We start from the raw sequence: 25,792 nt of genomic DNA on the forward strand, positions 1-25,792 counted from the left end.
CAGGTTGTCAATAGGTCCCTCGCGTGACACCTTCCCGTCGACAACCTGTCGCGGAAACCCCCAGACCTCACACACGACGCCGATTTCCCGCCCCCGCCGACCGTGCCTACGCTCGCCCGCATGACCCCTCAGCCGAACCCCGAAGCCGGCGCCGCCGTCAAGGCCGCCGACCGTGACCACGTGTTCCACTCCTGGTCCGCTCAGGAGCTCATCGACCCGCTCGCCGTCGCCGGTGCCGAGGGGTCGTACTTCTGGGACTACGACGGCCGCCGCTACCTCGACTTCTCCAGCGGGCTCGTCTACACGAACGTCGGCTACCAGCACCCGAAGATCGTCGCCGCGATCCAGGAGCAGGCGGCGAAGATGACGACCTTCGCCCCGGCCTTCGCGATCGAGGCGCGCTCGGAGGCGGCCCGGCTGATCGCCGAGCGGACCCCGGGCGACCTGGACAAGATCTTCTTCACCAACGGCGGCGCCGACGCCGTCGAGCACGCCATCCGGATGGCCCGTCTGCACACCGGCCGCCCGAAGGTGCTCTCGGCGTACCGCTCGTACCACGGCGGCACCCAGCAGGCCGTGAACATCACCGGCGACCCGCGCCGCTGGGCCTCCGACAGCGGCACGGCCGGGGTCGTGCACTTCTGGGCGCCCTACCCGTACCGCTCCCGCTTCTACGCGGAGACCGAGGAGCAGGAGTGCGCGCGGGCGCTGGAGCACCTGGAGACGACGATCCGCTTCGAGGGACCCTCGACGATCGCGGCGATCATCCTGGAGACGATCCCCGGCACGGCCGGGATCATGGTCCCGCCGCCCGGCTACCTCGCGGGCGTGCGCGAGCTGTGCGACACGTACGGGATCGTCTTCGTCCTGGACGAGGTCATGGCCGGCTTCGGCCGGACCGGCGAATGGTTCGCCGCGGACCTGTTCGGCGTCACCCCCGACCTGCTGACCTTCGCCAAGGGCGTGAACAGCGGCTACGTGCCGCTGGGCGGTGTCGCGATCTCCGGCGCGATAGCGGAGACGTTCGGGAAGCGGCCCTACCCCGGCGGTCTGACGTACTCCGGGCACCCGCTGGCGTGCGCGGCGGCGGTGGCGACGATCAACGTCATGGCGGAGGAGGGCGTCGTCGAGAACGCGGCCCGGCTCGGCGCGGACATCGTCGGACCGGAGCTGCGGGCGCTCGCCGAGCGGCACCCGAGCGTCGGGGAGGTGCGCGGCACCGGCATGTTCTGGGCGCTGGAGCTGGTGCGCGACCGCGAGACGCGGGAGCCGCTGGTGCCGTACAACGCGGCCGGTGAGGCGAACGCCCCCATGGCCGCCTTCGCCGCCGCCGCGAAGAAGGGCGGGCTGTGGCCCTTCGTGAACATGAACCGGACGCACGTCGTGCCGCCCTGCAACATCAGCGAGGCCGAGCTCAAGGAGGGCCTGGCGGTGCTGGACGCGGCTCTCTCGGTGGCGGACGAGCACACCCGGTAGACACCGGGCACCCACGGTAAACACCTGTAAACCCGTCAGTAACCGACATCCTCGCGCCTCATTCGAACGCGTAAGGTGGCGTGCTCGTAGACATACATATACGCGCACGCCACCCGAACGCGACGAGGGAGACGCCCTGACCATGCCCGCCAGCTCCGGCAACGGCGCCGTGACGCGCAGCACCCTGCGACAGCAGATCGCCGCCGCGCTTCGTGACGAGGTGCTGGCCGGGCGGCTCCAGCCGGGGCAGGAGTTCACGGTCAAGGAGATCGCCGAGCAGTACGGGGTGTCCGCGACGCCGGTGCGCGAGGCGCTCGTCGACCTCTCCGCGCAGGGGCTCCTCGACGCCGACCAGCACCGCGGCTTCCGGGTCCACGAGTACTCGGTCGACGACTTCCGCGGCATGATCGAGGCGCGCGGGCTGGTCATCGAGGGCATGTTCCTCGCGCTGACGGAGGGGCGCCCGGGCGCGGTGCGGCCCGACGATCCCCGGTCCGCCGCCCTGGTCGCCGGGGTCCGCAGGCGCGGCGAGGAAGCGCAGCGGGCGGCCGCGGCCGGTGATCTCAGCGTCCTCATCGGATACGACCTGCGCTTCTGGCGCGAGCTCGGCGCCTGCTTCGGCAACCCCTACCTCGCCGACTTCCTGAACCGGCTGCGCGTGCAGACCTGGGTCTGCGCGGTGCAGCACCTGCGCCGGCTCACCGATCTGCGCGGCGAACTGTGGGCCGGTCACACCCAGCTGGTCGACGCCCTGATCGACCGCGACAACGACGCCGCCCGGGCGATCATCGCCGCGTACAACACGCACTCGCTCACCCTGATCGAGCGGCTCGCCACCGGATGACCCGCGTCGCGGCTGTCCGTATGGGTATGGGACATGCACGGCGGGCGCCGTGACCGCGGCGCACCGCTACCCTTCTTGACCACCGTGCTACCCGACGACCGCGCTGAGCGAGGAGCCTTCTTTGGCCTGTGACCTGTGGCTGGTACCGCTCGTCGACGTGTTGTGCCACACGCCGGACAATCCCTTCGCCGAGGAACTCGCGCAATACAACAAGGTGCTCGCCGAGGCCGGTCTGCCACCGGTGCCGGTGTACCAGTACATGCCGGGTCTGTCCGGCGAGGTCGCCCCGGTCGCGGGCTTCGACTACGACGCGCTGCACTTCCTGCGCCGCGCCTATCTGCTCCAGGTGTGCGGCCTGCCGGTGACGCCGGTGGACGAGCTGGGCGGCGACTACGAGCAGCTGCTGGAGATGTTCGAGTCGACGGCCCAGCAGTCGCACCTGGTCTGGCACTACGACCACGCGGGCGCCTACGTCCCCGTCGACTTCCCCGGGCCGCTCGCCGACGAGGACCTCCTCGCCGGAGGGGGCCCGCTGGGCTCCTCGCACGCCCTGCTGCGGGAGCTGGAGGTGGTCGCCCCGGCCATCGGGATCGACCCGGCCAACCCGCCGGCGGCCCCCCAGCCGCCGCTCGCCCCGACGGAGCTGGAGGAACCCGCCGTTCCCGCCCCGTACGATCCGAGCCCGTTCGCCCGTGAGCGGCACGTCTGGCTCGGACTGCACGCGGCCGTGACCCGCAGTCTGGCCCAGGGGTCGATGATCGTCTTCAGCTGAGTCTGCGGATCACCGTCCCAGCTGGGAGAGGCCCTTCTGCACGTCCTCCATGTTCATCACCGGTGTGTAGGAGATCTCCGCGTCCAGCTGGAGGAAGAAGAGCTCGCTGATGACCGGCATCTGCCAGCTGTCCTGCATGTCGAAGACCACATAGGCGGTGCGCTTGCCGTGGTCGGTGGTGAAGTACGCCGCTTCGGGCTTGATCTGCTCCATCGACTCCTGGATCAGCTTCCCCAGGGTGCCGTTCCGGATGGCCTCGTTGGCCTTCTCCGTGTCCATGGACGCTTTGAGCAGTACGCGCATCGCACTCACCTTCTCCGGCCGACGCGCATGGGGGGTATGGCTTCAGCGTATGCCCGTTCCCGGGAAGTCTCCCGGCGACAGAACGCCGGCCGCCCCCCGTGTGCACGAGGGGCGGCCGGCGGAGGTCGGGGCCTGTCAGAGGAACGAGTTGATCTCGATCGTCTCGTCCCGGCCCGGGCCCACTCCGATCGCGGAGATCGGGGCGCCGGACATCTCCTCCAGCGCCTTCACGTACGCCTGGGCGTTCTTCGGCAGGTCGGAGAAGGACTTCGCCTTGGAGATGTCCTCGCTCCAGCCCGGCAGCATCTCGTAGACCGGCTTCGCGTGGTGGAAGTCGGTCTGCGAGTACGGCAGCTCCTCGACGCGCTTGCCGTCGATCTCGTACGCCACGCAGACCGGGATCTGCTCCCAGCCGGTGAGGACGTCGAGCTTGGTGAGGAAGAAGTCGGTCAGGCCGTTCACGCGGGTCGCGTAGCGGGCGATGACCGCGTCGAACCAGCCGCAGCGACGGTCACGGCCGGTGGTGACACCGCGCTCGCCGCCGATCCGGCGCAGCGCCTCGCCGTCCTCGTCGAACAGCTCGGTCGGGAACGGACCGGCGCCGACACGGGTCGTGTACGCCTTGAGGATGCCGATGACCCGGCTGATCTTCGTCGGGCCCACGCCGGCACCGGTGCAGGCGCCGCCCGCGGTCGGGTTCGACGAGGTGACGAAGGGATAGGTGCCGTGGTCGATGTCGAGGAGCGTGCCCTGGCCGCCCTCGAACAGGACGACCTTGTCGTCCTCCAGCGCCTGGTTGAGCACCAGGACGGTGTCGGAGACGTACGGCGCGAGCTTGTCGGCGTAGGCCAGCAGCTCCTCGACCACCTGCTCCACGGCGATCGCGCGCCGGTTGAAGAGCTTGGTGAGGACCTGGTTCTTGACGTCGAGGGCCGCCTCGACCTTCTGCGTGAGGATCGACTCGTCGTACAGGTCCTGCACGCGGATGCCGACGCGGTTGATCTTGTCGGCGTAGGTCGGGCCGATGCCGCGCCCGGTGGTGCCGATCTTCCGCTTGCCGAGGAAGCGCTCGGTCACCTTGTCCATCGTCACGTTGTAGGGCGTGATGATGTGCGCGTTTCCGCTGAGGAGGAGCTTGGACGTGTCGACGCCACGCTCGTTCAGACCGCTCAGCTCGGAGAGCAGGACCGACGGGTCGACGACGACACCGTTACCGATGACCGGCGTGCAGCCGGGAGACAGGATTCCGGAAGGGAGGAGGTGCAGTGCGTACTTCTGGTCACCGACGACCACCGTGTGGCCGGCGTTGTTGCCGCCCTGGTAGCGCACCACATAATCCACGGAGCCACCGAGAAGGTCGGTGGCCTTTCCCTTGCCTTCGTCACCCCACTGAGCACCGAGCAGCACAAGTGCGGGCACGCGCGTACACCCCTTCCGGGCGGGGCATGTCCATGGTCGAGGGCGAACGCGGAGAATGGCAGCCGCGTGCACCGCGACCGCCGTTGGCCGCCAACCGTCGGACCGGATGCCCCGGAATAGACGAAGCCCCTGGCGCAATAGCGCAAGGGGCTCTTGCACAAAGATGCTACCCGAGGAAGCGAGGCATGGCCGAGGTGGCGACTTCCGCGACGTCCGAGCAGCTGTTGGTGGTGGTCGACCCGGTCGCCCGTAGGTCGGACGGCGAGTCCGTACGGATCGCGAAAGACGTGCTCGGCGCGGGTGCGGGCATGAAGCTGTGCCTGCCGGACGGGCCTGAGGAGTTCGCCCGGGCGCTGGCCCGGCGGGGCTCGCGGCGACCGGTGGTGGTGGGCGACGACCGGACCCTGCTCCGCGCGGTGGCGCTGCTGCACCGTCACCGGGAGCTGGCCGGATGCCCGCTGTCGGTGGTGCCGGTCGGGGGCGCGCTGTCCCTGGCCCGGTCGCTGGGGATACCCACGGGGACGGTGGCGGCGGCGCGTGCGGTGCTCGACGGGGTCGAGCGGCGCATGGACCTGATGGTCGACGACAGCGACGGGGTGGTGCTCGGCACCTTGCGCATACCGCCGCTGCGGCCCGCACCGGCCGGGGCGGCCACGGAGGCCGCGCCGGATCCGGACGACGTGCCGGGCCGGCCCTGGCTGCGGACCTGCCAGTACCTGGTGCGGAGCCTGGTTCCGGCGGGCCGCCCCTCCCGCCTCGCCACCGCGCCCGAGCCTGGGCCGTCCCGGCTGCGGGTCGAGGTGGACGGGGAGACCCTCGTCGATCTGGACCAGCCGGTGGAGGCGGTGTCGGTGGCACCGGCCGCGGCGGGGGTCGCGTCGGTGGAGGTCAGACCGGTGTCGGTGGGCGCGGAGGCCTCACCGCTGCTGGCACAGGGCCGGACGGTGACGGTGTCCGGGGCGCACTTCCGCTACCGCGCGGACACGGTGGTGTCGGGGCCGGTGCGGACCCGGACATGGGTGGTGCGGGAGGGCGCGTGGGGGTTGACGGTGCCGGCGGGGCCGTGAATCAGCCACCGGGGGGCAGGAATCCGGCGGTGTCGAGGGTGCAGCCGAACGGCTCCGGGATGTCGAGCTTCTCACCGAAGGGCTTGGAGAGGCGCAGCTCGTACCCCTTCCCCGACGGGGACCCGTAGACGACCGCCTGCCGCTCCTGCATGTCGAGGATCAGGTAGACGGGGACGCCGGCCTTGGCGTAGACGCCGACCTTGTCGGTCAGGTCGTCGGAACGGGTGGAGGGGGAAGTCAGCTCGGCGACGAGGGACAGGGCTTCGCCGTCGAGGTGGGTGCTCGTGGTCTCGAAGACACGCTCATGCGCCGCGTGGATGTCCGGCCCGAAGGCCCGCTGGTGCTCCGGGAAGACGTAGAGGAACGGCGAACGCTCGATCACATGCTCTTCGGGGAGATGCGGCTCCAGTTGGCTGCACACCAGCCGCATGACGCGGCGGTAGTACCCCTTCGACCACGGCGACACGACGATGCTCCCTCTGACGATCTCGGCCTTGTAGCCGTTGGGCACGTTCAGCTCGTCGAGGAGGCCCAGGAGCTCCTCGAAGTCGCCTCGGGGCTCGGTGCCGCTGATCACCGGTCGCTCTGCCATGAGTGTCATGATGCGCCCTCCCCTTGGATGCGAGCCATCCGCCACCCAGTGTAGTCAGGTGATCACTCCGGGCCGAATGTCTTCTCCCGGTGGGCCCGCCAGCGCTCCATCAGCGCGGCGAGTTCCCCCTCGAGGAACTCGAAGAACGCGAGCGTCTCGCCCAGGCGGCGGCCGGCCGGGGTGTCGGCGCCGAGGCTGGTGACGCCTTCTCGCAGGGCACCCTCCCAGCGCTTCATGACGTTCTCGCGGTTGGTCAGGGCCTCGTACCACTGGTCGCCGTGCACCCGGTAGCGTTCCCGGCGCGAGCCCGGTTCCCGCTCGCGCGAGACCATGTGCGTCTGGGCCAGGTAGCGCACCGCCCCGGACACCGCCGCGGGGCTGATCCGCAGCTGTTCCCCCAGCTCGGCGGAGGTCATCGAGCCCTCGTCGGAGGACAGCAGCGCGGCGAAGACCCGGGCGGGCATGCGCGTCATTCCCGCCTCGACGAGCTGTGCCGCGAAGGACTCCACGAACCTCGACACCGCCTGCGGGTCCCGGCCGCTTCGGGCTGATCCGTTCATGGGACTCATCCTATCCGCGCTTCACACCGTTCCTTAACTTCACAAATTTCTGAAAGAAGCGTACGTTCTGAAGCATGACGAAGGCCATCACCGTCTCCGGGCTGCACAAGTCCTTCGGACGGACGCATGCTCTCGACGGGCTCGACCTGGAAGTCGCCACAGGCGAGGTGCACGGCTTCCTCGGACCCAACGGCGCCGGGAAGTCCACCGCCATCCGAGTCCTGCTCGGCCTGCTGCGCGCCGACTCGGGCGCCGCGCAGGTGCTCGGCCGCGACCCGTGGACGGACGCGGTGGAGGTGCACCGCCGGATCGCCTACGTCCCCGGGGACGTGACGCTGTGGCGCAATCTGTCCGGCGGCGAGGTCATCGACCTCTACGGCCGGCTGCGCGGCGGGCTCGACGCGAGGCGCCGCGCGGAACTGGTCGAGCGCTTCGAACTCGACCCCACCAAGAAGGGCCGCACCTACTCCAAGGGCAACCGGCAGAAGGTCGCCCTGGTCGCCGCGTTCGCCTCGGACGTGGACCTGCTGATCCTGGACGAACCGACCTCGGGCCTGGACCCGCTGATGGAGGAGGTCTTCCAGGCTTGCGTCGAGGAGGAGCGCGACCGGGGCCGTACGGTCCTGCTCTCCTCCCACATCCTCAGCGAGGTCGAGAAGCTGTGCGACCGGGTGAGCATCATCCGGGGCGGCCGTACGGTCGAGAGCGGTTCACTCGCCGACCTGCGCCACCTGACCCGCACCAGCCTCGTCGCCGAGCTCGCGGGCCCGGCCGACGGACTGTCGGCGCTGCCGGGCGTCCACGATCTGGAGGTGCGGGGGCACCGCGTCCGGCTCCAGGTCGACACCGACCGGCTGGACGCCGTCCTGCGGTCGCTGACCGAGTCGGGCGTGCGGTCGCTGACGTCGACACCGCCCACGCTGGAGGAGCTGTTCCTGCGGCACTACCAGGACCAGGCGGCCGAGACGGCCGAGACGGACCGGGCGGTGGCCCGATGACGGCGTTCGCGGTACGACCGGGCAGCTCACGCCACCTGGCCGGCACCGGCACGCTGCTGCGTTTCGCCCTGCGCCGCGACCGGCTGCTGATCCCGGTGTGGATCGCGGTGAACGCGCTGATGGTCCTGTCCATGCCGGGCACCCTGGAGGGTTTGTACGGCACCCCCGCCGATCGCGCGGGCCTCGTCCGGCAGATGGAGACCAACTCCTCGCTGCGGGCGATGGTCGGACCGGTCTTCGGCGACTCCCTGGGCGCACTGACGGCCTGGCGGGTCGGCATCTACGCCGGTGCCCTGGCCGCCGTGATGAGCCTGCTGGTCGTCGTGCGGCACACCCGGGACGAGGAGGAGAGCGGCCGTCAGGAGCTGGTGGCGTCGGGGATGGTGGGCCGCCGGGCCTCCCCGACGGCGGCCCTGCTGGCGGCGGCGGTCACGAACGCCGTACTGGCGCTGCTGGTGGCGGTGGGTCTGGCCGGACAGGGCACGGCCGGGGCCCTGGCCCTCGGGCTCGGGATCGCCGGGGTCGGGATGGTCTTCGCCACCATGGCCGCGATCGTCGCGCAGCTCACGGAGAGCGCGCGGCTGGCCCGCGGCCTGACGGCGGCTTCGCTCGGAGTCGCCTTCGTGCTGCGCGCGGCGGGCGACTCGGGGACGGACGACGGCTCGTCGGTTCTGACCTGGCTTTCGCCGCTGGGCTGGCTGGAGAACCTGCGGCCCTACGCCGGCGAACGCTGGTGGGTGCTCGCGCTCTTCGCCGGGGCGGTGACCCTCCAGGCAGGGGCCGCCTACGCCCTGGCCGGGCGCCGGGACCTCGGCATGAGCTTCCTGCCGACCCGCCCCGGCCCCGCGTCCGGCGGCCTGGACAGCGCGGGGGCCCTGGCCTGGCGGTTGCAGCGGGGCGGTGTGCTGGGCTGGAGCATCGGATTCTTCCTCGCCGGCGTCGTCTACGGCGGTTTGGCCGAGGGCGCGGCGGATCTGGTGGGCGACAACGACAACGCCCGGCGGATCATCGAGCGGATGGGCGGACAGTCCGGCCTCACGGACGCGTTCCTCGCCTCCATGATCGGCATGCTCGGCCTGGTCGCCGCGCTCTACGTCGTTTCCTCGGTGCTGCGTCTGCACGGCGAGGAGACCTCCGGCCGGGCGGAACCGGTGCTGGCGAACGCGGTGGGGCGGCTGCGGTGGGCCGCCGGGCATCTGGTGATCGCCTTCGGCGGCGCCGCCCTGATCATGCTGCTGGCCGGGCTGGGCTTCGCCGTCGGCCACGGCCGGCAGACCGGCCCGGTCCTGGGGGCGTGCCTGGCGCAGCTTCCCGCGGTGTGGGTGGTCGGCGGGGTGGCGGTGCTGCTGCACGGGGCCCTGCCCCGGGCGGCCATGGCGGCGTGGGGAGTCGCCGGGGCGGTGCTGCTGATCGGCTGGGTCGGGCCCGCGCTGGACGTACCGCAGGCGGTGCTGGACGTCTCACCGTTCGGGCACCTGCCGAAGCTGCCGGGCGGGTCCCTGGAGTGGGGTCCGGTGTCCGTGCTGACCGGGGTGGCGGTGGTGCTGGTGGCCGCGGGCCTGGCGGGATTGCGCCGCCGCGACATGTCGACCTGAGCAGCGGCCGGAACTGGCAGCGGCCCGCGTACGTCCATGCCGGGCATGGGACAACGTACGCAGGCTGCAGCGGGATGTCTGACCACCGCGCTCGGGGCGGGCGCGGGACTCGCGGTGTGGGCCGTCGGTGTCCGGGGGCGGTTCCGGCGGTTCGAGGCGGCCCCGGACTGGAGCGTGCTCTACGCCGAACTGCCGCTGGCGGTCCTCGGCGGGGCCGCCGCCGCCCTGGCGGCCTGGGCCCTGCTCCGGCGGCTCAGACCACGACGCTGAGCCCCTCCAGCCCCCTGATCACGAAGTTCGGCTTGCGCACCGGCTCCGCCGCGAGCCGCAGGGTCGGCGCCATCTCCAGCAGCGCCCCCATCGACGCCGCCAGTTCGATACGGGCCAGCGGTGCGCCGATGCAGTAGTGGATGCCGGCGCTGAAGGAGATGTGGGGGTTGTCGGTGCGGGTCAGGTCGAGGGCGGACGGATCGCGGAACACCTCGGGGTCGTGGTTCGCGGAGCCGAACAGCATCGCGATCTCCGCGCCCCGGGGAATCGTCGTGCCGTCGATCTCGATCTCGTCCAGGACCCAGCGTTCGAACAGCTGCAGCGGTGTGTCGTAGCGCATCAGCTCCTCGATCGCGGAGGGGATCAGCGTGTGGTCCGCGCGCAGCTGCTCCAGCTGATCCTCGTTGCGGAACAGCGCGTACCAGCCGTTGACCGTGGCGTTCACCGTGGCCTCGTGACCGGCGTTGAGCAGCAGGACGCAGGTGGAGATCATCTCCTGCTCGGTGAGGCGGTCGCCCTCGTCATGGGCCTCGATGAGCCCGGAGACGAGGTCGTCGCCGGGCTCCTTGCGGCGCGCCGCGATCAGCTCGCGCAGGTAGTCGGAGAACTCGACGGACGCGCGGACGGCCCGGGCCGCGGCGTCCTCGGAGGGGTTCAGCTCGTACATCCCGCAGATGTCCGCCGACCAGGGGCGCAGCGGGCCCCGGTCGGACTCCGGGATGCCGAGCATCTCGGCGATCACCGCGACCGGGAGGGGCTCGGCGACGTCCTTCAGCAGGTCGCCGCCGCCCGCCGCGACCAGGTCGGACACCAGGTCGTCGGCCAGGCCCCGCACATACGGCTTGAGCCGCTCCACCGTGCGCGGGGTGAACGCCTTCGACACCAGGCGGCGGATCCGGGTGTGGTCCGGCGGCTCCAGGTCGAGCATCCCGTGGTCGTTCAGCGTGTGGAACGGCTCGTGCTCCGGCGGGGGCGCCGTGCGGCCGAAGTCCTCGTGCGTGAACCGGTGCTGGTACGTCCGCCCGAGCCGCCGGTCGCGCAACAGGGCCGAGACGTCCGCGTGGTGCGCGACGAGCCACTGGTTCGTGGGCTCGAAGTACCGCACGCGGCCCTGGGCCCGCAGGTCGGCGTAAGCGGGGTACGGGTCGGCGAGGAACGCCGGGTCCCACGGGTCGAACCCGAGGTCGGAGACAGCTGCCATGAACGGACGCTAGCCCGCCACCCCCCACTCTGACCAGGGGCGGCAGCCCCCTGTCACCCCGGCGTCACCAGCCGTGCCTCGTACGCGAACACCGCCGCCTGTGTCCGGTCCCTGAGGCCCAGCTTCACCAGGATCCGGCTGACGTGGGTCTTGATCGTCGACTCGGCGACCACCAGCCGCTCCGCGATCTCCGAGTTCGACAGGCCCTGCGCGATGAGCACCAGCACCTCCGTCTCCCGGTCGGTGAGATCCCCGTAGGCCGCCTGCGCGGAGGGCATCAGCGCCGGCTTCTCGGAGAGCTTGGAGAACTCGGTGATCAGCCGCCTGGTCACCGACGGCGCGAGCAGCGCCTCCCCCGAGGCCACGACACGCACCCCGTCGGCGAGCTGGCGGGCCGAGGCGTCCTTGAGGAGGAAGCCGGAGGCTCCCGCGCGCAGCGCCTGGTACACGTACTCGTCGAGGTCGAAGGTGGTGAGTACCAGCACCTTGGCCGCGCCGTCGGCGGCGACGATCTCGCGGGTCGCCTCGATGCCGTTCAGCTCGGGCATGCGGATGTCCATGAGCACCACGTCCGGGGCGAGCTCGCGGACCTTGGCGACGGCTTCCCGGCCGTTCACCGCCTCGCCGACGACCTCGATGTCCGGCATCGCGTTCAGCAGGACCGAGAAGCCCTCGCGCACCATCATCTGGTCGTCCGCGATCAACACCCGGATGGTCATGAGTCGCCCTCGTCCGGCAGGGCGACCGGCAGGAACACCGCCACCTCATAGCCTCCCTCGTCCGTACGGCCCGCCGTCATCTCTCCGTCCAGCATCGACACCCGCTCCCGCATGCCCGTGATGCCGTGCCCCGCACCGGGCGAGGGCTTGATCAGGCTCGGGTTCGGCGGCGGGCCGTTGACGATGCGCAGGCCCAGGCCGCCGAGCACGTACCCGATCTCCACCCGGGCGGTCGCGCCCGGCGCGTGCCGCAGGGAGTTGCTCAGCGCCTCCTGCACGATCCGGTACGCCGACAGCTCCACGCCCTGCGGCAGCTCGCGCACCGCGCCGGTCACCACCTTGTCGACGCCCAGCCCGGCCTCCCGCACGTTGGCCAGCAGCCCGTCCAGGTCGGCGAGCGTGGGCTGCGGGGCGTCCGGGGCCTCGTAGTCCTCGGCGCGGACGACGCCCAGGACGCGGCGCAGTTCGGTCAGGGCCGCCACCGCGTTCTCCCGGATCGTGGCGAACGCCTTCTCCAGCTCCGGCGGCGGGTTGTCCACCCGGTAGGGCGCGGCCTCCGCCTGGATGGCCACCACCGACATGTGGTGCGCGACCACGTCGTGCAGCTCGCGGGCGATGGTCGTGCGCTCCTCCAGCAGGGTGCGGCGGGAGCGCTCGTGCGCGGTGACCGTCTGCTGGGCGGTGACTTCCTGCTCGGCGTTGCGGCGGATGTGCCAGACGGTGACGCTGAGCAGGATCAGCGCCGAGAGGATCAGCATGGCGCCGGTGTTGCTGCCGTACACGTCGTTCGGGCCGATGCCGCTGTCCGCGACGATGGCGTACAGCGCCGTCAGCACCCACATCCACCCGGCCGTGCGGGGCCTGGTGCGTATCGCCACCACCGTCAGCACGGTCAGATGGCTGACGAAGCTGCCGGCCGCCCACGGCCACTCGAACCAGCGGCTGCCGAGCACGGCCACGAGCGGGGTGGACAGCATGGACGCCCAGAACGCCCCCACCGGCCGCACCATGGTCAGCAGCACCGGGACCGCGCAGAACAGGCCCATCAGCGCGGCGGGCCCACCGGAGTCGACGGTGGCGAAAGCCGTGGCGATCAGGGCCGCCGCGACGATCAGGGCGTGCGGCGTCCAGGTCACGTACTCCCGCAGCCGCCCCGGCAGCCGCCGGGCGAACCACCCGTCCGTGCGCCGGCCCGGCAGCGGCCGGTAGGCGAAGGCGTCGTGGAGGAGGTCCTGGCGCAGTCCGCGCAGGGAGTCCACCGCCACCCGGTACTCCGGGCTGCGGGGCCCGGCCCCGTCCCCCGGCGGCATCGTCTGTGTGTGAGTCGTCTCGGTCACGTACAGAACGGTAAGCGCGCCACGGGCCCCGGTCGTCCCCAGTGAGAGGGGTTCCACAGGGTCCCCCTCAGGTACTACGGGGAGTCGCCGCGCCGCCCCTCAGTACCCCGCCGGCCGCACCAGACCCGACTCGTAGGCGAACACCGCCGCCTGCGTCCGGTCCCTGAGGCCCAGCTTCACCAGGATCCTGCCGACGTGGGTCTTCACGGTCTGCTCGGCCACGAACAGGTGCCGGGCGATCTCCGCGTTCGACAGGCCCTGCGCGATCAGCGAGAGCACCTCCGTCTCCCGCTCGGTCAGATCGCCGACGCGTTCCTTCAGCGGGGCGCGGGGCTTGCCGTCGAGCCGGGAGAACTCGGCGATCAGTTTGCGGGTGATGACCGGGGCGAGCAGTGCCTCCCCGGCCGCGACCACCCGGACCGCCTCGGCGAGCTGCTCGGACGAGGCGTCCTTCAGCAGGAACCCGGAGGCTCCGGCACGCAGCGCGTCGTACACGTACTCGTCGAGGTCGAAGGTGGTCAGGACCAGCACCCTGATGTCCGGGTGGGCGGCGGTGATGCGTTCGGTCGCCACGATGCCGCCGATGCCGGGCATGCGGATGTCCATCAGGACGACGTCCGGGGCGAGCTCGGCGGCCAGGGCGACGCCGTCCTCACCGTTCTTCGCGTCGCCGACGACCTCCATGTCGGGCTGGACGCCGAGCAGCACGGTGAAGCCCTGCCGGACCATCGCCTGGTCGTCGACGATCAGAACCCGGATGGGTTCGCCGGTGCCGCTCGTCATGAGGTCCTTCTCCGGGGTGCGGTGGGTGGGTGGGTGCCCGGGGTGCCGGCGGGCGGGGTGTCCGGGAGGAAGGCGGTGACCTTGAAGCCGTCCCAGTGCCAGGGGTGGGCCGTCATGGTGCCGCCGAGCATCGCGACCCGCTCCCGCATGCCGAGCAGTCCGTGTCCCGCGCCGGTCGACGGCGGGGGCGGCCCGGTCGGGCGGCCGTTGACGATCTCCACCTCCAGGCCGTCCGGCTCGTAGGCGAGACGGACCGTGATCCTCGCGCCGGGCGCGTGCCGCAGGGCGTTGCTCAGCGCCTCCTGCACGATCCTGTACGCCGACAGCTCCACGCCGGGCGGCAGCGGGCGCCGCTCGCCGGTGATGTCGGTGACGACCTCGCGGCCGACGGCCCGGGTGTTCTCCACCAGCGCGTCGAGCCGGTCGAGCGTGGGCTGCGGGGCGTGCGGTGTGCTCTCGTCGCCCGCGTCGGCGAACGGCTCCCCCGGCCCGGGATGCTCCGAGCGCAGCACGCCCAGCACGCGGCGCAGTTCGGTCAGGGCCTCCAGGGCGTTCTGCCGGATGCCCGCGAGGTTCTCCCTGAGCTCGTCGGGCGGGTTCTCCACCAGGTGCGGGGCGACCTGCGCCTGGATGGAGATGACCGACATGTGGTGGGCGACGACGTCGTGCAGCTCCCGCGCGATGCGGCTGCGCTCCTCCAGCAGGGTGCGCCGGGTGCGTTCCTCGGCGGTGAGGGTGGTCTGCTCGACGAGTTGCGCGCGGGCCTCGCGTCGGCCGCGCAGGGCGGTGCCGAGTATCACGACGACGGTGAACAGGGAGAGTGCGAGCACGCCGGTGGACTGGTACCGCGTGCCGGAGTCCGCCCCTTCCTCAAGGAGCAGGGTGACCAGCACGGTCACGGCGAGGGCCTCCGCGGAGACCCGGGTGGGCACCCGCAGGGCCAGCAACAGCATGACGAGCAGCTGGGCGATGATCCCGGCCGCGGTCCACGGCCAGGTGAACGAGTACTCCGGCTCCATCCGGGCGTACACCGAGACGGCGGTCACCGCGGTGACGGCCGTGGACAGCCACCAGGCAGGAACCGGCCGCCACATCGCGAGGAGCACCGCGACACCGTGCCCAAGCGCGAGCAGAAAGGCGTACACGGCGTCCAGATGCCCGTTGTCGTTGAGCTGGGCGGCGTCGCCGAGCGTGATGCCGAAGGCGGCCAGGCACACCAGCCCGTGCGGCAGCCAGCGCAGCCACGTGGACGGCGGCAGCGGGTCCACCCGGACGGTCCACAGGTCCTGGCGCAGCATCCGCAGCCAGCCCCCGACGCGCGCCCGCAGCGCGCGGCCCACCCCCGTGTCCGTCACACGGCCCAGCCTAGACATGGCGCGCCTTCGCCGCCGAGCCCCGGTCGGACGGACGGTGCGCCCGCACCACCCGCGACCTGCGGCCCCGGCCGCCGCCTCGCTCGAAAGAGCGGAAGGCGGCCCAGCAGACCGCGAGGGCCAGCGCGAACACGGGCAGCCAGAGCAGCCGGGCCCCGACCCAGCCGAGGTCGTCGGGCCGGGTGTGCAGCCCCGGAAGCCGGCCGACGAGGAGGCCGGTGGCCGTGGTGGCCATCAGGGCCGTCTGGTGCCACAGGAAGACGGTCATCGCGAAGAGGTTGACGACCGCCACCGCCGCCCACGCCACGGGCCGGCGCATCGCGTGCCGCAGCCGATCGCGCAGCAGCAGGGCGCCACCGCACTGGGCCAGGCCGAACGTGACGACGGCCAGGGTCGGCGGATACAGGTTGGACATGGCCTGGCCCGGGACTCCGACCATCGAGGCCGGATAGCCGGCCCACGCGACGAGTCCCGCGGTCGCCGCCGCACCGCCCACGAGCAATATCCAGCCCGCGCGGCGGCGCTCCAGCTCGCCCCGGGCCCAGGCCGCGCCCAGGGTGTAGGGCACCATCCAGCCGGCCGCCACGTTCACCCAGCCGAGCCAGGCGGGGCCGCCGAGGCCGAAGCGCACAAGGTCCACGTGCAGCACGACGGCCAGCGGCCAGAGCGGGTTGAGCCGGGCGAGCAGCGGGGTGGCCGCCGTCAGGCCGGCGAACACCACGAGGAACCACAGGGGGGACAGGGCGAGCTTCACCAGCGTGCGGACCGTGCCGTACTCGGTGCCCGACAGCAGCAGCGCGACGGCGGCGACCGTCCACAGACCGAGGACGGCGGCGACCGGCTTGAACAACCGGGACAGCCGGGCCGTCAGCCACGAGCGGTACGGGACTCCACGGGCCCGGGCCGAGGCATGGCTGCGGGTGGCGACATGGCCGCCTACCAGGAAGAACACGGCGAGTGTCTGGAACGTCCAGGAGACGGGGGCCAGCCACGGCATGTGCTGCAGCGGGCTCGCCGTGCGCAGCGTACGGCCGTCGGACACCAGGGCCGTGACGAGCCAGTGCCCGAGGACGACACCGAGGACGGCGGCGGCCCGCAGGGCGTCCACGGCCCGGTCACGACCGGGCGGGGTGGCCGCGCCGACGCGGTCGGCGCCTCGGCGTGCTGCCTGCCGGACGGCGCGTACGCCGATGTCAGTCATGGGTCACCGCCTTGGTCTCGCCCAGGACGATCCGGGCCAGGTTGGTCAGGGAGGTCGAGCCGGGCTCGAAGTACGTGCTGTGGCCTGCGTCGCCCGCCGTGAACACCCGGGCGCCGAACGCCGGGGTGACGGGGTCGGTGCCGAAGCCGACGCTGGTGCCGAACAGGTCCACGCTGAGGTGCGGTACGTGCTCCACCCAGTCGTCACCGCCGCGGGCCGCCCAGACCCGGGCCCGGGTGTGCAGTCCGGCGGCGGTGTCCGCGCCGGTGCCGGGGCTGCCGACGAGCGCGATGTCGTCGACGGCGAGCCCGGCGGCGGATCGGCCGCAGACGACCGAGCCGTACGAGTGGCACAGCAGCGAGATGCGCGGTCCGGGGCCCGCGACGGTCCGCAGGTCGGCGACGAGCGCCCGCAGACGGGGGGCCGCCTGCTCCGCCCTGCCGGTCGTGGTGACCGTCGCGCTGACCGTCCCCGGCGTCTCGTAGCCCAGCCAGGCCACGACCGCTGTGTGCGTGCCCGCCGGGGCCTGCCGGGCGAGCTGCCGGTGCAGGGCGGCGGCCGCCGCGTGGAACCGGCCGTAGGTGTCGAGGCTCGTGTCGGAGCCGGGGACCAGGACGGCGATGCGGTCGGCCCGGGCGAGGTCGCCGAGGACCTCCGTCACCCGGCCGGAGCCGCGGCCGTCGAAGTGCAGCAAGTGGTATTCCGGAGAGGCCAGGTGACGGTCCGTGGCGGCGCGGTCCCGGTCGTGATCGGCTGCCGCCATGCGGGCCGCCTCGGCGGCGTTGGCCCGGTTGGCCGCGTAGGCCTCGCCGAGCGTCGACGCGCGCAGCGGTGCGAGCCGGGCGGGGGCCGGGGCCGGGGTCTGCGGCCGTACGGCCGCGGAGAGGGGGAGCACCACCGCACCCGTGACGAGGGCGGCGAGCGTGGCGCGGCACCATCGGCCGGCGCGGTGCCCTCCGCCGACGCGGCGTCTGCCGCCGGCACGGCCGCCACCACGGCGGTACTTCGGTGCGGACCCCATGGTCGTCCCCCTCCAGCGCACCCGGCCATCGGGTCTGCGTGAAAGGGAAGTTACGGAGCGGGCGACCTCGACCGCGTCCCGCCCGGGAACTCACCTGCGGCGTAGCTCTCAGGTACTACGGGTATGACCGGGGCCTGCTCCTACGGGCCCGCCAAGGGCGTCGTCGGCGAAGGCCGCGCGGCGGTGCTCACCAGGCCAGCTGCGCGATCTCCTCCACGACGACCGCGCACGCGTCCGCCGCCGGGTCGATCAGCGGGAAGTGCCCCACGTCCTCCAGCAGCGTCACGCCCACCATCTCCCCGGCCTTGGCCGCCGCTTCCGCGTACGACTCGGCGACCGCCTGCGGCACGTCCTGATCCGCACGGCCCTGGACGAGGGTGGTGGCGATCCCGGTGGGCAGCAGCAGCGCCGGGTCCGCGTATGGCTGCCGCTCGGCGAAGTGCTCGTCCCCGCCCAGGAGTTGGCGTGCAGCGCCGCCGCACACGTCCAGCTTGTCGGCGATCGCGAGGTCCGCGATCGGGGCGAGGGCGACGACGCCGCGCAGCGACACCGGGCTGCCGCTGCGCCAGGGCGAGCCGGGCGGCAGGACGTGCCGGGCGGCGCCCCACAGGGCGAGGTGCCCGCCCGCCGAGTGGCCGGTGAGGACCGTACGGCGCGGGTCGGCCTGCGGCAGCATCTCCCGGACCAGCGCGGGAAGGGCGTCCAGGGCGGCGGCGACGTCGTCGAAGGTGTCGGGCCAGCGGCCCGCGACGGAGTCGCCGTCGCCGCCGCGCCGGTACTCGACGTTGGCCACGGCGAAGCCGCGACGGGCGAGGAAGTCCGCGAAGGGGCTGATGTGACGCCGGTCGTACGGCGCCCGCCAGGCCCCGCCGTGCAGCACGACGACGACCGGAGCCGGCCCCGGGCCGCCCGCCCGGCGCGGTGCGTAGAAGTCGATCACCTGGTCCGGGTGGTCGCCGTAGGCCGCGGTGGCGTCGGGGTCGACGGGCGCGTGGGAGAAGGCAGACTCCTCCTCGGCAGCGGCCCGTGCTGCTGCGACGTCGTCCGTCATGCTCCAACCCTCCAGCGATGTCCCGTACGCGGCGGCCCTGTTGAGGGGCCGGCCGTTGGCCGGGACGGTACCAGGCGCGTGACGTGCGGTGACACCGGGATGTGACGCTCGGTGAAGACCGGACGGGCGCCGCGGGGCCGGACACCTCAGGGGCGTCCCGGCCCCGCCGCCGCTCAGGCCAGCGTCTCGGCCAGCACCCGCGCCGCCCGCTCCACGTCGGCGAACCCGACGTACAGCGGTGTGAACCCGAAGCGCAGCACGTCCGGCGCCCGGAAGTCGCCGACCACACCCCGCTCGATCAGCCGCTTCATCACGTCTCCGGCGTCATCACAGCGCAGCGCGATCTGGCTGCCCCGCTCCGCGTGCGCCACCGGCGTCACGCATTCCACCCGGCCCTCGGGCACATACGCCGCCACGCACTGAAGGAAGAAGTCCGTCAGCGCCAGGGACTTGGCCCGCACCGCCTCGACCGACACCCCGTCCCAGACCTCCAGGGCCGCCTCCAGGGCGAGCATGGAGAGGATGTCGGGCGTGCCGACCCGGCCGCGCAGGGCACCGGGGGCCGGTTCGTAGCCGGGGCGCATGCCGAACGGCTCGGCGTGCGAGTTCCACCCGGGCAGCGGCGAGTCGAAACGGTCCTGCAGCTCCTGCCGCACATACAGGTACGCGGGTGAACCGGGCCCGCCGTTCAGGTACTTGTAGGTGCAGCCGACCGCGAGGTCCACGCCGTGCGCGTCCAGCCCGACCGGCAGTGCGCCCGCGCTGTGGCACAGGTCCCAGACGGCGACCGCCCCTGCCTCGTGCGCGGCGGCCGTCAGTCCGGGCAGGTCGTGCAGCCGGCCGGTGCGGTAGTCGACGTGGTTGAGCAGGACGGCGGCGGTGCGCTCGCCCAGCGCGCCCGGCACGTCCGCGGGTGCCACGGGCCGCAGGGTGCAGCCGGTCATACGGGCGGCGGACTCGGCGATGTACCCGTCGGTGGGGAAGGTCGTCGCGTCGACGATGAGCTCGTCACGGCCCTCCCCGGCCAGCCGCACCGCGCCCACGAGTGCCTTGAAGACGTTGACACTCGTGGAGTCGCCCACGACGATCTGCCCGGGCGCCGCCCCGACCAGCGGGGCGATCCGGTCGCCGATCCGCTCGGGCGCCGTCCACCAGCCGCTCTCCTCCCAGGACCGGATGCGCAGCTCGCCCCACTGGCGGCGTACGACGTCCTCGACCCGGCCGGGGACCACGGCCGGCAGCGCACCGAGGGAGTTGCCGTCGAGGTAGACCCCCGCGGCGTCAGCCGCATGATCAGACGCAGTGTCGAGGACGAACTCGGCCCGCTTGCCGCCCAGTTCGTCGACGGCGTCCAGCTTCTCCGCCACGATGGCCAGGTCAGACATAGGACCGCGCCGTCCACAGCTCGGGGAACACGTTCTTCTGCGCGCGCTTCTCCAGCCAGGCCACCCCGGCGGAACCGCCCGTGCCGGTCTTGGCGCCCATCGCGCGGCGCGTGGCGACCAGATGGTCGTTGCGCCAGCGCCACACCAGCTCGGCGACGTCGCTCAGCGCCTCGCCCAGCCGCGCGACCTCGTCGCTCTCGTCGCCCGAGTAGACGGCCGTCCAGGCCGCCTCCACCTCCGGCGACGGCTCGTAGCGCTTCGAGACGTCGCGCCGCAGCACGGCCTCCGGGATGTCGTGCCCGCGCCGCGCCAGCAGCCTTACGACCTCGTCGTACAGGCTCGGTTCGTGCAGTGCCTTCTCCAGCTCGGCGTGCACCCGCGGTGCGCCCCGGTGCGGGACGAGCATGGACGCGGACTTGTCGCCGAGCAGGAACTCCATGCGCCGGTACATCGCCGACTGGAAGCCGGAGCCCTCGCCGAGCGCGCTGCGGTACGAGTTGAACTGGGCCGGCGTGAGCTGGGCGAGCGGCTTCCAGGAGTGGTTGAGCGCCTCCAGCTCGCGGACGGACCTCTTGAGCGCGGCGACGGCGGTGGGGATGTCGTCACCCCTGAGCGCGCCTGCGGCCGTCTCCCACTCGTGGACGATGACGGTGAACCACAGCTCCATCACCTGGGTCGTCACCAGGAAGACCATCTCTCCGGGATCGTCGGAGAGGGTGTGCTGGAGGTGGGTGAGGACATCCGCTTTGACGTAGTCCTCGTACGGCGTCGTGCCGTGGAAGTCGAGATGCGGGGTCTCGGGCTCGTGAGCCTCGTGGGACATCGCTGTCTCCTGCGTATAACTCCGGGTAGCGGTCCGCCCCTGCCGAATCCGACACGGGGGCCCCGGTCCCCGAGGGCATCTTGCGCAATCGTCCCCCGAAACCGCAAGGCCCGCCTTTCGGGGACGGGCCTCGCGTGCACGGACCGTGTGTCAGCCCAGGACCTGCGCCGCCGTCGGCGAGGAGTCCTTCAGGAACTGGGAGCAGCGCTCGTACTCCTCCTGCTCGCCGATGGCCTGCGCGGCGCGGGCGAGGGCGTGCAGGGCACGCAGGAAGCCGCGGTTCGGCTCGTGCTCCCACGGCACCGGGCCGTGGCCCTTCCAGCCGCTGCGGCGCAGCGCGTCCAGGCCGCGGTGGTAACCCGTGCGGGCGTACGCGTAGGACTCCACGGCCGCGCCCCGCTCGAACGCCTCGTCGGCGAGCTGCGCCCAGGCGAGCGAGGAGGTGGGGTGCGCACCGGCGACCTCGACGGACGCGGCACCCGACGCGAGCATTTCCCGCGGCCCGGGGTCGTCGGGGAGATGGGTCGGGGGAGGGCCCCCGAGAAGGTTCTCGTGAATGGACATGGGTCCAAGTCTGCGCCATGCCGCCCACTGCGGTGCAGCGGGCGGGGGGGATCGACCGGACGACTTCCGCGGCGGGCCGCGCCGGGTCCTGCGAGAGGACCGCCTCCACCGCCCGACGGGGGCCCGGGCCCGGCGGCGGCTGGGCGGACGGTGCCCCGACGGCCCGACGGCCGGGCGGCCCGACGGCATGCAGCACGGCCGGGCGGCCCGAAAGCATGCAGCACGGCCGGGCGGCGCGGCGCCTCCCATGTCAGGCCGGGCACCTCCTATGACGGCAGCCTCTTGCCTACCGGTTCTAGGACGTGCGCGGCGCCTCCCATGTCAGGCCGGGCACCTCCTATGACGGCAGCCTCTTGCCTACCGGTTCTAGGACGGCAACCTCTTGCGTACCGGATCGCCCTCCAGTGGCGGTGACGTCACGCCGGCATGCCGCAGGCACTCCGGGCGCCTGCAGTCCGGGGGCGGCCTGCGGACCGCCGCGGCTGCGATCAGCGCCCCCGCCACCAGCGCCCCCGCGCACCACCCCATGGCCTTTCCGAACGCCGTGTCGAAGGCGGCCGGCTCCCGGTACGCCTCCTCCCCCATGCCCGCCAGCAGCGGCAGCGCCGCCACCGCCATCAGGCCCGCCGCCCGGGCCGCCGCGTTGTTGATGCCGCTGGCCAGCCCGGCGCGCACCACGCTCACCGAGCCCAGCACCGTCGCCGTCAGCGGTGCCACCAGCGTGACCATGCCCAGCCCGAGCACCAGCAGCGCCGGCAGCACGTCGGTGAGGTAGGACGCCCCCGGCCCGACCCGCAGCATCAGCAGCATCCCGCCCGCGCACAGCAGCGGCCCCACCGTCAGCGGGATCCGCGGCCCGATGCGGTCGGCCAGTTCCCCGGAGCGCGCGGACAGCAGCAGCATCAGCACGGTCGTCGGCAGCAGCGCCGTACCGGCGGCGAGGGCCGAGTAGCCCACGACGACCTGGAGCTGGAGCGCGGCGAGGAAGAAGAACCCGCCGAGCGCCGCGTACACGCACAGCGTGACGAGGTTGACGGCCGTGAACTGCCGGGACGCGAAGATGTCCGGCGGCATCATCGGATCGGGCCGGTGCCGTTCGACGAGCACGAACGCGACGGCCGCGGCCAGCCCGGCCACCGCCGAGACGGCCACCACCACCCCGCCCTCACCGGCCTCGATCAGCGCATACGTCACCAAGGCGAGCGCCAGCGCCCCCAGCGCGGCCCCGAGCACGTCGAACCGCCCGTGCGCCTGCTGGTCGCCCGACTCGGGAACGTGCCGCAGGGCCACCGGCACGCACACCAGGGCCACCGGCACGTTCAGCAGGAACACCCACCGCCAGCCCGGCCCGTCCACCAGCCAGCCGCCGACGAACGGCCCGACCGCCGCCCCGATCCCGCCGAAGCCGGACCACAGGCCCACCGCCCGCCCCCGGTCGTCGGGGTGGAAGGACGCCTGGATCAGTGCCAGCGACCCGGGGGTCAGGAGCGCGCCGCCCACCCCCTGCAGGGCCCGCGCGGCGTTCAGCACTCCCACGTTCGGCGCGATCCCGCACAGCAGCGACGCCAGCGCGAACCACACCACGCCGACGACGAACACCTTCCGCCGCCCGAACCGGTCCCCCAGCGCCCCGCCCAGCAGGATCAGCCCGGCCAGCGTGACCATGTACGCGTTGACCGTCCACTGCAGGGCGGACAGGCTCGCGTCGAGGTCCCGGCCGATGCGCGGCAGGGCGACGTTGACGACGGTCGAGTCCAGCATCGCCATGCTGGAGCCGAGGACGGTGGTGAGCAGGACCCATTTGCCCTGCGGGGAAGCCAACCGGACATCGGGCATGCAGGGAGCATACGGAAGAGCCCGGCACCTCAGGAGATGCCGGGCTCTTCCGTGTGCGAGCGGACCGGGACTACTTGATCTTCGTGCCGGTGGAGCGCAGGTTGCCGCAGGCCTCGACGACACGCGCGGACATGGACGCCTCGGCGAGCTTGCCCCAGGTGCGCGGGTCGTAGGTCTTCTTGTTGCCGACCTCGCCGTCGACCTTCAGGACACCGTCGTAGTTGCGGAACATGTGGTCCGCGACCGGGCGCGTGAACGCGTACTGGGTGTCGGTGTCGATGTTCATCTTCACGACGCCGTTCTCCAGGGCGGTGCGGATCTCCTCCTCCGTGGAGCCGGAGCCGCCGTGGAAGACGAAGTCGAACGGCGACGCCTTGCCGTACTGGGCGGCGACGCCCTCGTTCAGCTCCTTCAGCAGCTCGGGGCGCAGGACGACGTTGCCCGGCTTGTACACGCCGTGCACGTTGCCGAAGGACGCGGCGAGCAGGTAGCGGCCCTTCTCACCGAGGCCGAGGGCCTCGGCGGTGCGGATCGCGTCGTCGACCGTGGTGTAGAGGGAGTCGTTGATCTCGTGGGTGACGCCGTCCTCCTCGCCACCGGTCGGGGTGATCTCCACCTCGAGGATGATCTTCGCGGCGCGGGCCTGCTCCAGCAGCTCCTGCGCGATGGAGAGGTTGTCGGCGAGGGTCTCGGCCGAGCCGTCCCACATGTGCGACTGGAACAGCGGGTTCAGACCGGCCTCGACGCGCTTCTGGGAGAGCGCCAGGAGCGGACGTACGTACCCGTCGAGCTTGTCCTTCGGGCAGTGGTCGGTGTGCAGCGCGATGTTCACCGGGTACTTCTCGGCGACGATGTGCGCGAACTCGGCCAGGGCGACGGCGCCGGTGACCATGTCCTTGCTGTACTGACCGCCCAGGAACTCGGCGCCACCCGTGGAGATCTGGACGATGCCGTCGCTCTCCGCCTCAGCGAAACCACGCAGGGCCGCGTGCAGGGTCTGGGTGGAGGTCACGTTGATGGCCGGGTAGGCGAACTTTCCTGCCTTCGCCCGGTCCAGCATCTCGTTGTAGACCTCGGGAGTTGCGATGGGCATGCGTCCGCTCCTTGTATCTGCGGGTTGACGTACTGCTGTGTCTAACGGCCCTGACCTAGACCTTGGGGTGCGACGTCATCGTCGGCCCCATCTTTCCAGACTTGGCCGGAAGGTCCAGGCCACCGTCCACGCCCTGGTCAGTCCCCGGTCAGTCGAGGCCCAGCTCGTCCTTCGAGAAGGCGAAGAGGTACGGCACCCCGGCGCCCTCCTGGATCTTCTCCGCGGCGCCGGTCGCCCGGTCGACGATGGTCGCGACGGCGACGACCTCGGCCCCGGCCTCGCGCACGGCCTCGACGGCGGTCAGCGGGGAACCGCCGGTGGTGGAGGTGTCCTCGACGACCAGCACGCGGCGGCCGGCGATGTCCGGGCCCTCGACGCGTCGCTGCAGGCCGTGCGCCTTGGCGGCCTTGCGCACGACGAAGGCGTCCAGGCGCTTCCCGCGCGCGGCGGCCGCGTGCAGCATGGCGGCGGCGACCGGATCGGCGCCCATGGTGAGCCCGCCGACCGCGTCGAACTCCAGCTCGGCGGTCAGATCGAGCAGCACCTGCCCGACCAGCGGCGCGGCCTCGCCGTCGAGGGTGACGCGCCGGAGGTCGACGTAGTAGTCGGCTTCCAGACCCGACGACAGGGTCACCTTGCCGTGCACCACGGCCTTGTCCTTGATCTGCTGCAGCAGCGCGCCGCGTGTGTCCGTCATGCCGCCCAGCTTAGAGGCGGCGCCAGCTCCAGGTGGTGCTGGCCTCCAGCGGCTCCAGGGGCGTGACCAGGTGCGGCAGGGTGTTGAGGCCGTTGGGCGGGCCGGTCTGCGGCTCCACGCACACGGCCTCCCGCTGCTCGTCGTAGACGACGACCCACTCCTCACCGCTGGTCACCTTCAGCTCCAGCTGACCGGGCCAGGTCAGGGTCGCCTCGACGCCGCCGGGCATGCCGAAGCAGTCGTCCCAGGGGCCGGGCTTCGGGTCGAGGCGGTTGCCGGTGGGCAGGTGGTCCGCGCCGCGCTCCTCCTGCCAGGCGGGGTGGAAGTCGAGGGTGACGTCCTGGCCGCCGAGGTTCCGGTTGAACCAGGGGTGCCAGCCGATCTGCGCCGGGAAGGAGGAGTCGTACGTCTCGACGGACATGGTGAGCGTCAGCGCGTCCTCGGTGAGGGCGACGATCTGGGTGACGAGGCCCTTGTGGGGCCAGGGGTCGACGAGCTCGCAGGTGAGGACGGCCTCGTCCGTACTGGTCCGGGCGGTGCGCCAGGCGCTGTCGCGGACGGTGCCGTGGATGGCGTGGGGCGGGGCGTTGAGGGGCAGCTGCCGCACTTCGGCGCCGTCCAGGAACCGTCCGTCCCGGGTCCGGCCGCACCAGGGCACCATCGGGAAGCAGCCGAAGCGCTCACCCTGGCGCAGCAGTTCGACGCCACCGATCCGCAGTCCTCCGACCCGGCCGCCGTTGCCCGGCTGCACGGTCACCTCCGCGTCACCCGCGGTCAGCGTGATGTCTTCGTCACTCACGGGACGACCCTAC

The 25,792-nt window shown here is 72.2% G+C and carries 26 protein-coding genes; 7 read left to right on the forward strand and 19 right to left on the reverse strand.

Features of this window, described 5'->3' with window-relative positions:
* Positions 1–120: 120 nt before the first annotated feature.
* The 3 genes from ABTX60_RS07915 (at position 121) to ABTX60_RS07925 (ending at position 3,092) form a co-directional block, all read left to right on the forward strand.
* The gene (locus ABTX60_RS07915) at positions 121–1,476 is read left to right on the forward strand and encodes an aspartate aminotransferase family protein (protein WP_352096210.1); all 1,356 of its coding nucleotides are present in this window, start codon (positions 121–123) and stop codon (positions 1,474–1,476) included.
* Between the two features lie 142 nt (positions 1,477–1,618).
* A complete protein-coding gene (locus ABTX60_RS07920) occupies positions 1,619–2,320 on the forward strand; it encodes a GntR family transcriptional regulator (protein ID WP_352096211.1) in 702 nt (233 codons plus the stop codon).
* A gap of 121 nt (positions 2,321–2,441) precedes the next feature.
* Complete coding sequence (locus tag ABTX60_RS07925) at positions 2,442–3,092, forward strand: putative DNA-mimic protein (RefSeq protein ID WP_352096212.1); 651 nt, start codon at positions 2,442–2,444, stop codon at positions 3,090–3,092.
* A gap of 9 nt (positions 3,093–3,101) precedes the next feature.
* Here ABTX60_RS07925 and ABTX60_RS07930 read toward each other — a convergent pair whose 3' ends face one another.
* A complete protein-coding gene (locus ABTX60_RS07930; RefSeq protein WP_352096213.1) occupies positions 3,102–3,395 on the reverse strand; it encodes a hypothetical protein in 294 nt (97 codons plus the stop codon).
* Positions 3,396–3,530: 135 nt separating this feature from the next.
* Positions 3,531–4,814: an adenylosuccinate synthase gene (locus ABTX60_RS07935; protein ID WP_352096214.1), complete on the reverse strand. Its 1,284-nt coding sequence runs from the start codon at positions 4,812–4,814 to the stop codon at positions 3,531–3,533.
* Positions 4,815–4,999: 185 nt separating this feature from the next.
* On the opposite strand from ABTX60_RS07935, the gene ABTX60_RS07940 reads away from it, so the two are divergent.
* Complete coding sequence (locus ABTX60_RS07940; protein WP_352096215.1) at positions 5,000–5,881, forward strand: diacylglycerol kinase family protein; 882 nt, start codon at positions 5,000–5,002, stop codon at positions 5,879–5,881.
* A gap of 1 nt (position 5,882) precedes the next feature.
* Here ABTX60_RS07940 and ABTX60_RS07945 read toward each other — a convergent pair whose 3' ends face one another.
* Together ABTX60_RS07945 and ABTX60_RS07950 are read right to left on the reverse strand one after the other, a co-directional pair.
* Positions 5,883–6,482, reverse strand: a complete 600-nt coding sequence (locus tag ABTX60_RS07945) for a Uma2 family endonuclease (RefSeq protein ID WP_352096216.1) — start codon at positions 6,480–6,482, stop codon at positions 5,883–5,885.
* Positions 6,483–6,535: 53 nt separating this feature from the next.
* Positions 6,536–7,033: a GbsR/MarR family transcriptional regulator gene (locus tag ABTX60_RS07950; protein WP_352096217.1), complete on the reverse strand. Its 498-nt coding sequence runs from the start codon at positions 7,031–7,033 to the stop codon at positions 6,536–6,538.
* Positions 7,034–7,107: 74 nt separating this feature from the next.
* Here ABTX60_RS07950 and ABTX60_RS07955 point away from each other — a divergent pair, with 74 nt between their 5' ends.
* Genes ABTX60_RS07955 through ABTX60_RS07965 form a run of 3 tightly spaced genes read left to right on the forward strand, consistent with a single transcriptional unit; the run spans position 7,108 to position 9,896 of the window.
* Positions 7,108–8,031 carry an ABC transporter ATP-binding protein gene (locus ABTX60_RS07955; protein WP_352096218.1) on the forward strand — a complete coding sequence of 308 codons (924 nt, stop codon included), beginning with the start codon at positions 7,108–7,110 and terminating at the stop codon, positions 8,029–8,031.
* Positions 8,028–9,626 carry an ABC transporter permease gene (locus ABTX60_RS07960; RefSeq protein ID WP_352096219.1) on the forward strand — a complete coding sequence of 533 codons (1,599 nt, stop codon included), beginning with the start codon at positions 8,028–8,030 and terminating at the stop codon, positions 9,624–9,626. Before ABTX60_RS07955 ends, ABTX60_RS07960 begins: the two co-directional genes overlap by 4 nt.
* Positions 9,627–9,671: 45 nt before the next feature.
* Positions 9,672–9,896 (forward strand): hypothetical protein, encoded by a 225-nt coding sequence (locus ABTX60_RS07965; protein ID WP_037820309.1) that lies wholly within the window; start codon positions 9,672–9,674, stop codon positions 9,894–9,896.
* Here ABTX60_RS07965 and ABTX60_RS07970 read toward each other — a convergent pair.
* The 15 genes from ABTX60_RS07970 to ABTX60_RS08040 all read right to left on the reverse strand — a co-directional run bounded on the left by ABTX60_RS07970 (position 9,880) and on the right by ABTX60_RS08040 (position 25,779).
* Complete coding sequence (locus tag ABTX60_RS07970; protein WP_352096220.1) at positions 9,880–11,097, reverse strand: cytochrome P450; 1,218 nt, start codon at positions 11,095–11,097, stop codon at positions 9,880–9,882. The genes ABTX60_RS07965 and ABTX60_RS07970 overlap by 17 nt on opposite strands.
* A 53-nt stretch (positions 11,098–11,150) precedes the next feature.
* The gene (locus tag ABTX60_RS07975) at positions 11,151–11,816 is read right to left on the reverse strand and encodes a response regulator (protein ID WP_352096221.1); all 666 of its coding nucleotides are present in this window, start codon (positions 11,814–11,816) and stop codon (positions 11,151–11,153) included.
* Positions 11,813–13,153, reverse strand: coding sequence for a sensor histidine kinase (locus ABTX60_RS07980; protein ID WP_352096222.1), 1,341 nt, complete (start codon positions 13,151–13,153; stop codon positions 11,813–11,815). The genes ABTX60_RS07975 and ABTX60_RS07980 overlap by 4 nt, the downstream gene beginning before the upstream one ends.
* Before the next feature lie 99 nt (positions 13,154–13,252).
* Positions 13,253–13,936: a response regulator gene (locus ABTX60_RS07985; RefSeq protein ID WP_352096223.1), complete on the reverse strand. Its 684-nt coding sequence runs from the start codon at positions 13,934–13,936 to the stop codon at positions 13,253–13,255.
* On the reverse strand, positions 13,933–15,309 hold the full coding sequence (locus ABTX60_RS07990) for a sensor histidine kinase (RefSeq protein ID WP_352096224.1): 1,377 nt from the start codon (positions 15,307–15,309) through the stop codon (positions 13,933–13,935). The genes ABTX60_RS07985 and ABTX60_RS07990 overlap by 4 nt, the downstream gene beginning before the upstream one ends.
* Positions 15,302–16,510, reverse strand: coding sequence for an acyltransferase family protein (locus ABTX60_RS07995; RefSeq protein ID WP_352096225.1), 1,209 nt, complete (start codon positions 16,508–16,510; stop codon positions 15,302–15,304). Before ABTX60_RS07995 ends, ABTX60_RS07990 begins: the two co-directional genes overlap by 8 nt.
* On the reverse strand, positions 16,503–17,531 hold the full coding sequence (locus tag ABTX60_RS08000) for an alpha/beta hydrolase (RefSeq protein ID WP_352096226.1): 1,029 nt from the start codon (positions 17,529–17,531) through the stop codon (positions 16,503–16,505). Before ABTX60_RS08000 ends, ABTX60_RS07995 begins: the two co-directional genes overlap by 8 nt.
* 187 nt (positions 17,532–17,718) lie before the next feature.
* Positions 17,719–18,582 carry an alpha/beta hydrolase gene (locus ABTX60_RS08005; protein ID WP_352096227.1) on the reverse strand — a complete coding sequence of 288 codons (864 nt, stop codon included), beginning with the start codon at positions 18,580–18,582 and terminating at the stop codon, positions 17,719–17,721.
* A gap of 173 nt (positions 18,583–18,755) precedes the next feature.
* The gene (kynU, locus tag ABTX60_RS08010) at positions 18,756–19,967 is read right to left on the reverse strand and encodes a kynureninase (RefSeq protein WP_352096228.1); all 1,212 of its coding nucleotides are present in this window, start codon (positions 19,965–19,967) and stop codon (positions 18,756–18,758) included.
* Positions 19,960–20,790, reverse strand: a complete 831-nt coding sequence (locus tag ABTX60_RS08015) for a tryptophan 2,3-dioxygenase family protein (protein ID WP_352096229.1) — start codon at positions 20,788–20,790, stop codon at positions 19,960–19,962. The genes kynU and ABTX60_RS08015 overlap by 8 nt, the downstream gene beginning before the upstream one ends.
* A gap of 150 nt (positions 20,791–20,940) precedes the next feature.
* Positions 20,941–21,354, reverse strand: coding sequence for a DUF3151 domain-containing protein (locus ABTX60_RS08020; protein WP_352096230.1), 414 nt, complete (start codon positions 21,352–21,354; stop codon positions 20,941–20,943).
* Positions 21,355–21,720: 366 nt separating this feature from the next.
* Positions 21,721–23,190 (reverse strand): MFS transporter, encoded by a 1,470-nt coding sequence (locus ABTX60_RS08025; RefSeq protein WP_352096231.1) that lies wholly within the window; start codon positions 23,188–23,190, stop codon positions 21,721–21,723.
* A 70-nt stretch (positions 23,191–23,260) separates the two neighbouring features.
* Positions 23,261–24,283 carry a class II fructose-bisphosphate aldolase gene (gene fbaA / locus ABTX60_RS08030; protein ID WP_104783177.1) on the reverse strand — a complete coding sequence of 341 codons (1,023 nt, stop codon included), beginning with the start codon at positions 24,281–24,283 and terminating at the stop codon, positions 23,261–23,263.
* A gap of 148 nt (positions 24,284–24,431) precedes the next feature.
* Positions 24,432–24,980, reverse strand: a complete 549-nt coding sequence (pyrE, locus tag ABTX60_RS08035; protein ID WP_161361521.1) for an orotate phosphoribosyltransferase — start codon at positions 24,978–24,980, stop codon at positions 24,432–24,434.
* A 10-nt stretch (positions 24,981–24,990) separates the two neighbouring features.
* A complete protein-coding gene (locus ABTX60_RS08040) occupies positions 24,991–25,779 on the reverse strand; it encodes an aldose epimerase family protein (protein WP_352096232.1) in 789 nt (262 codons plus the stop codon).
* Positions 25,780–25,792: the final 13 nt, after the last annotated feature.

It is taken from the genome of Streptomyces sp. NPDC126510 (assembly GCF_040302345.1).
Taxonomy (GTDB): Bacteria; Actinomycetota; Actinomycetes; order Streptomycetales; family Streptomycetaceae; genus Streptomyces.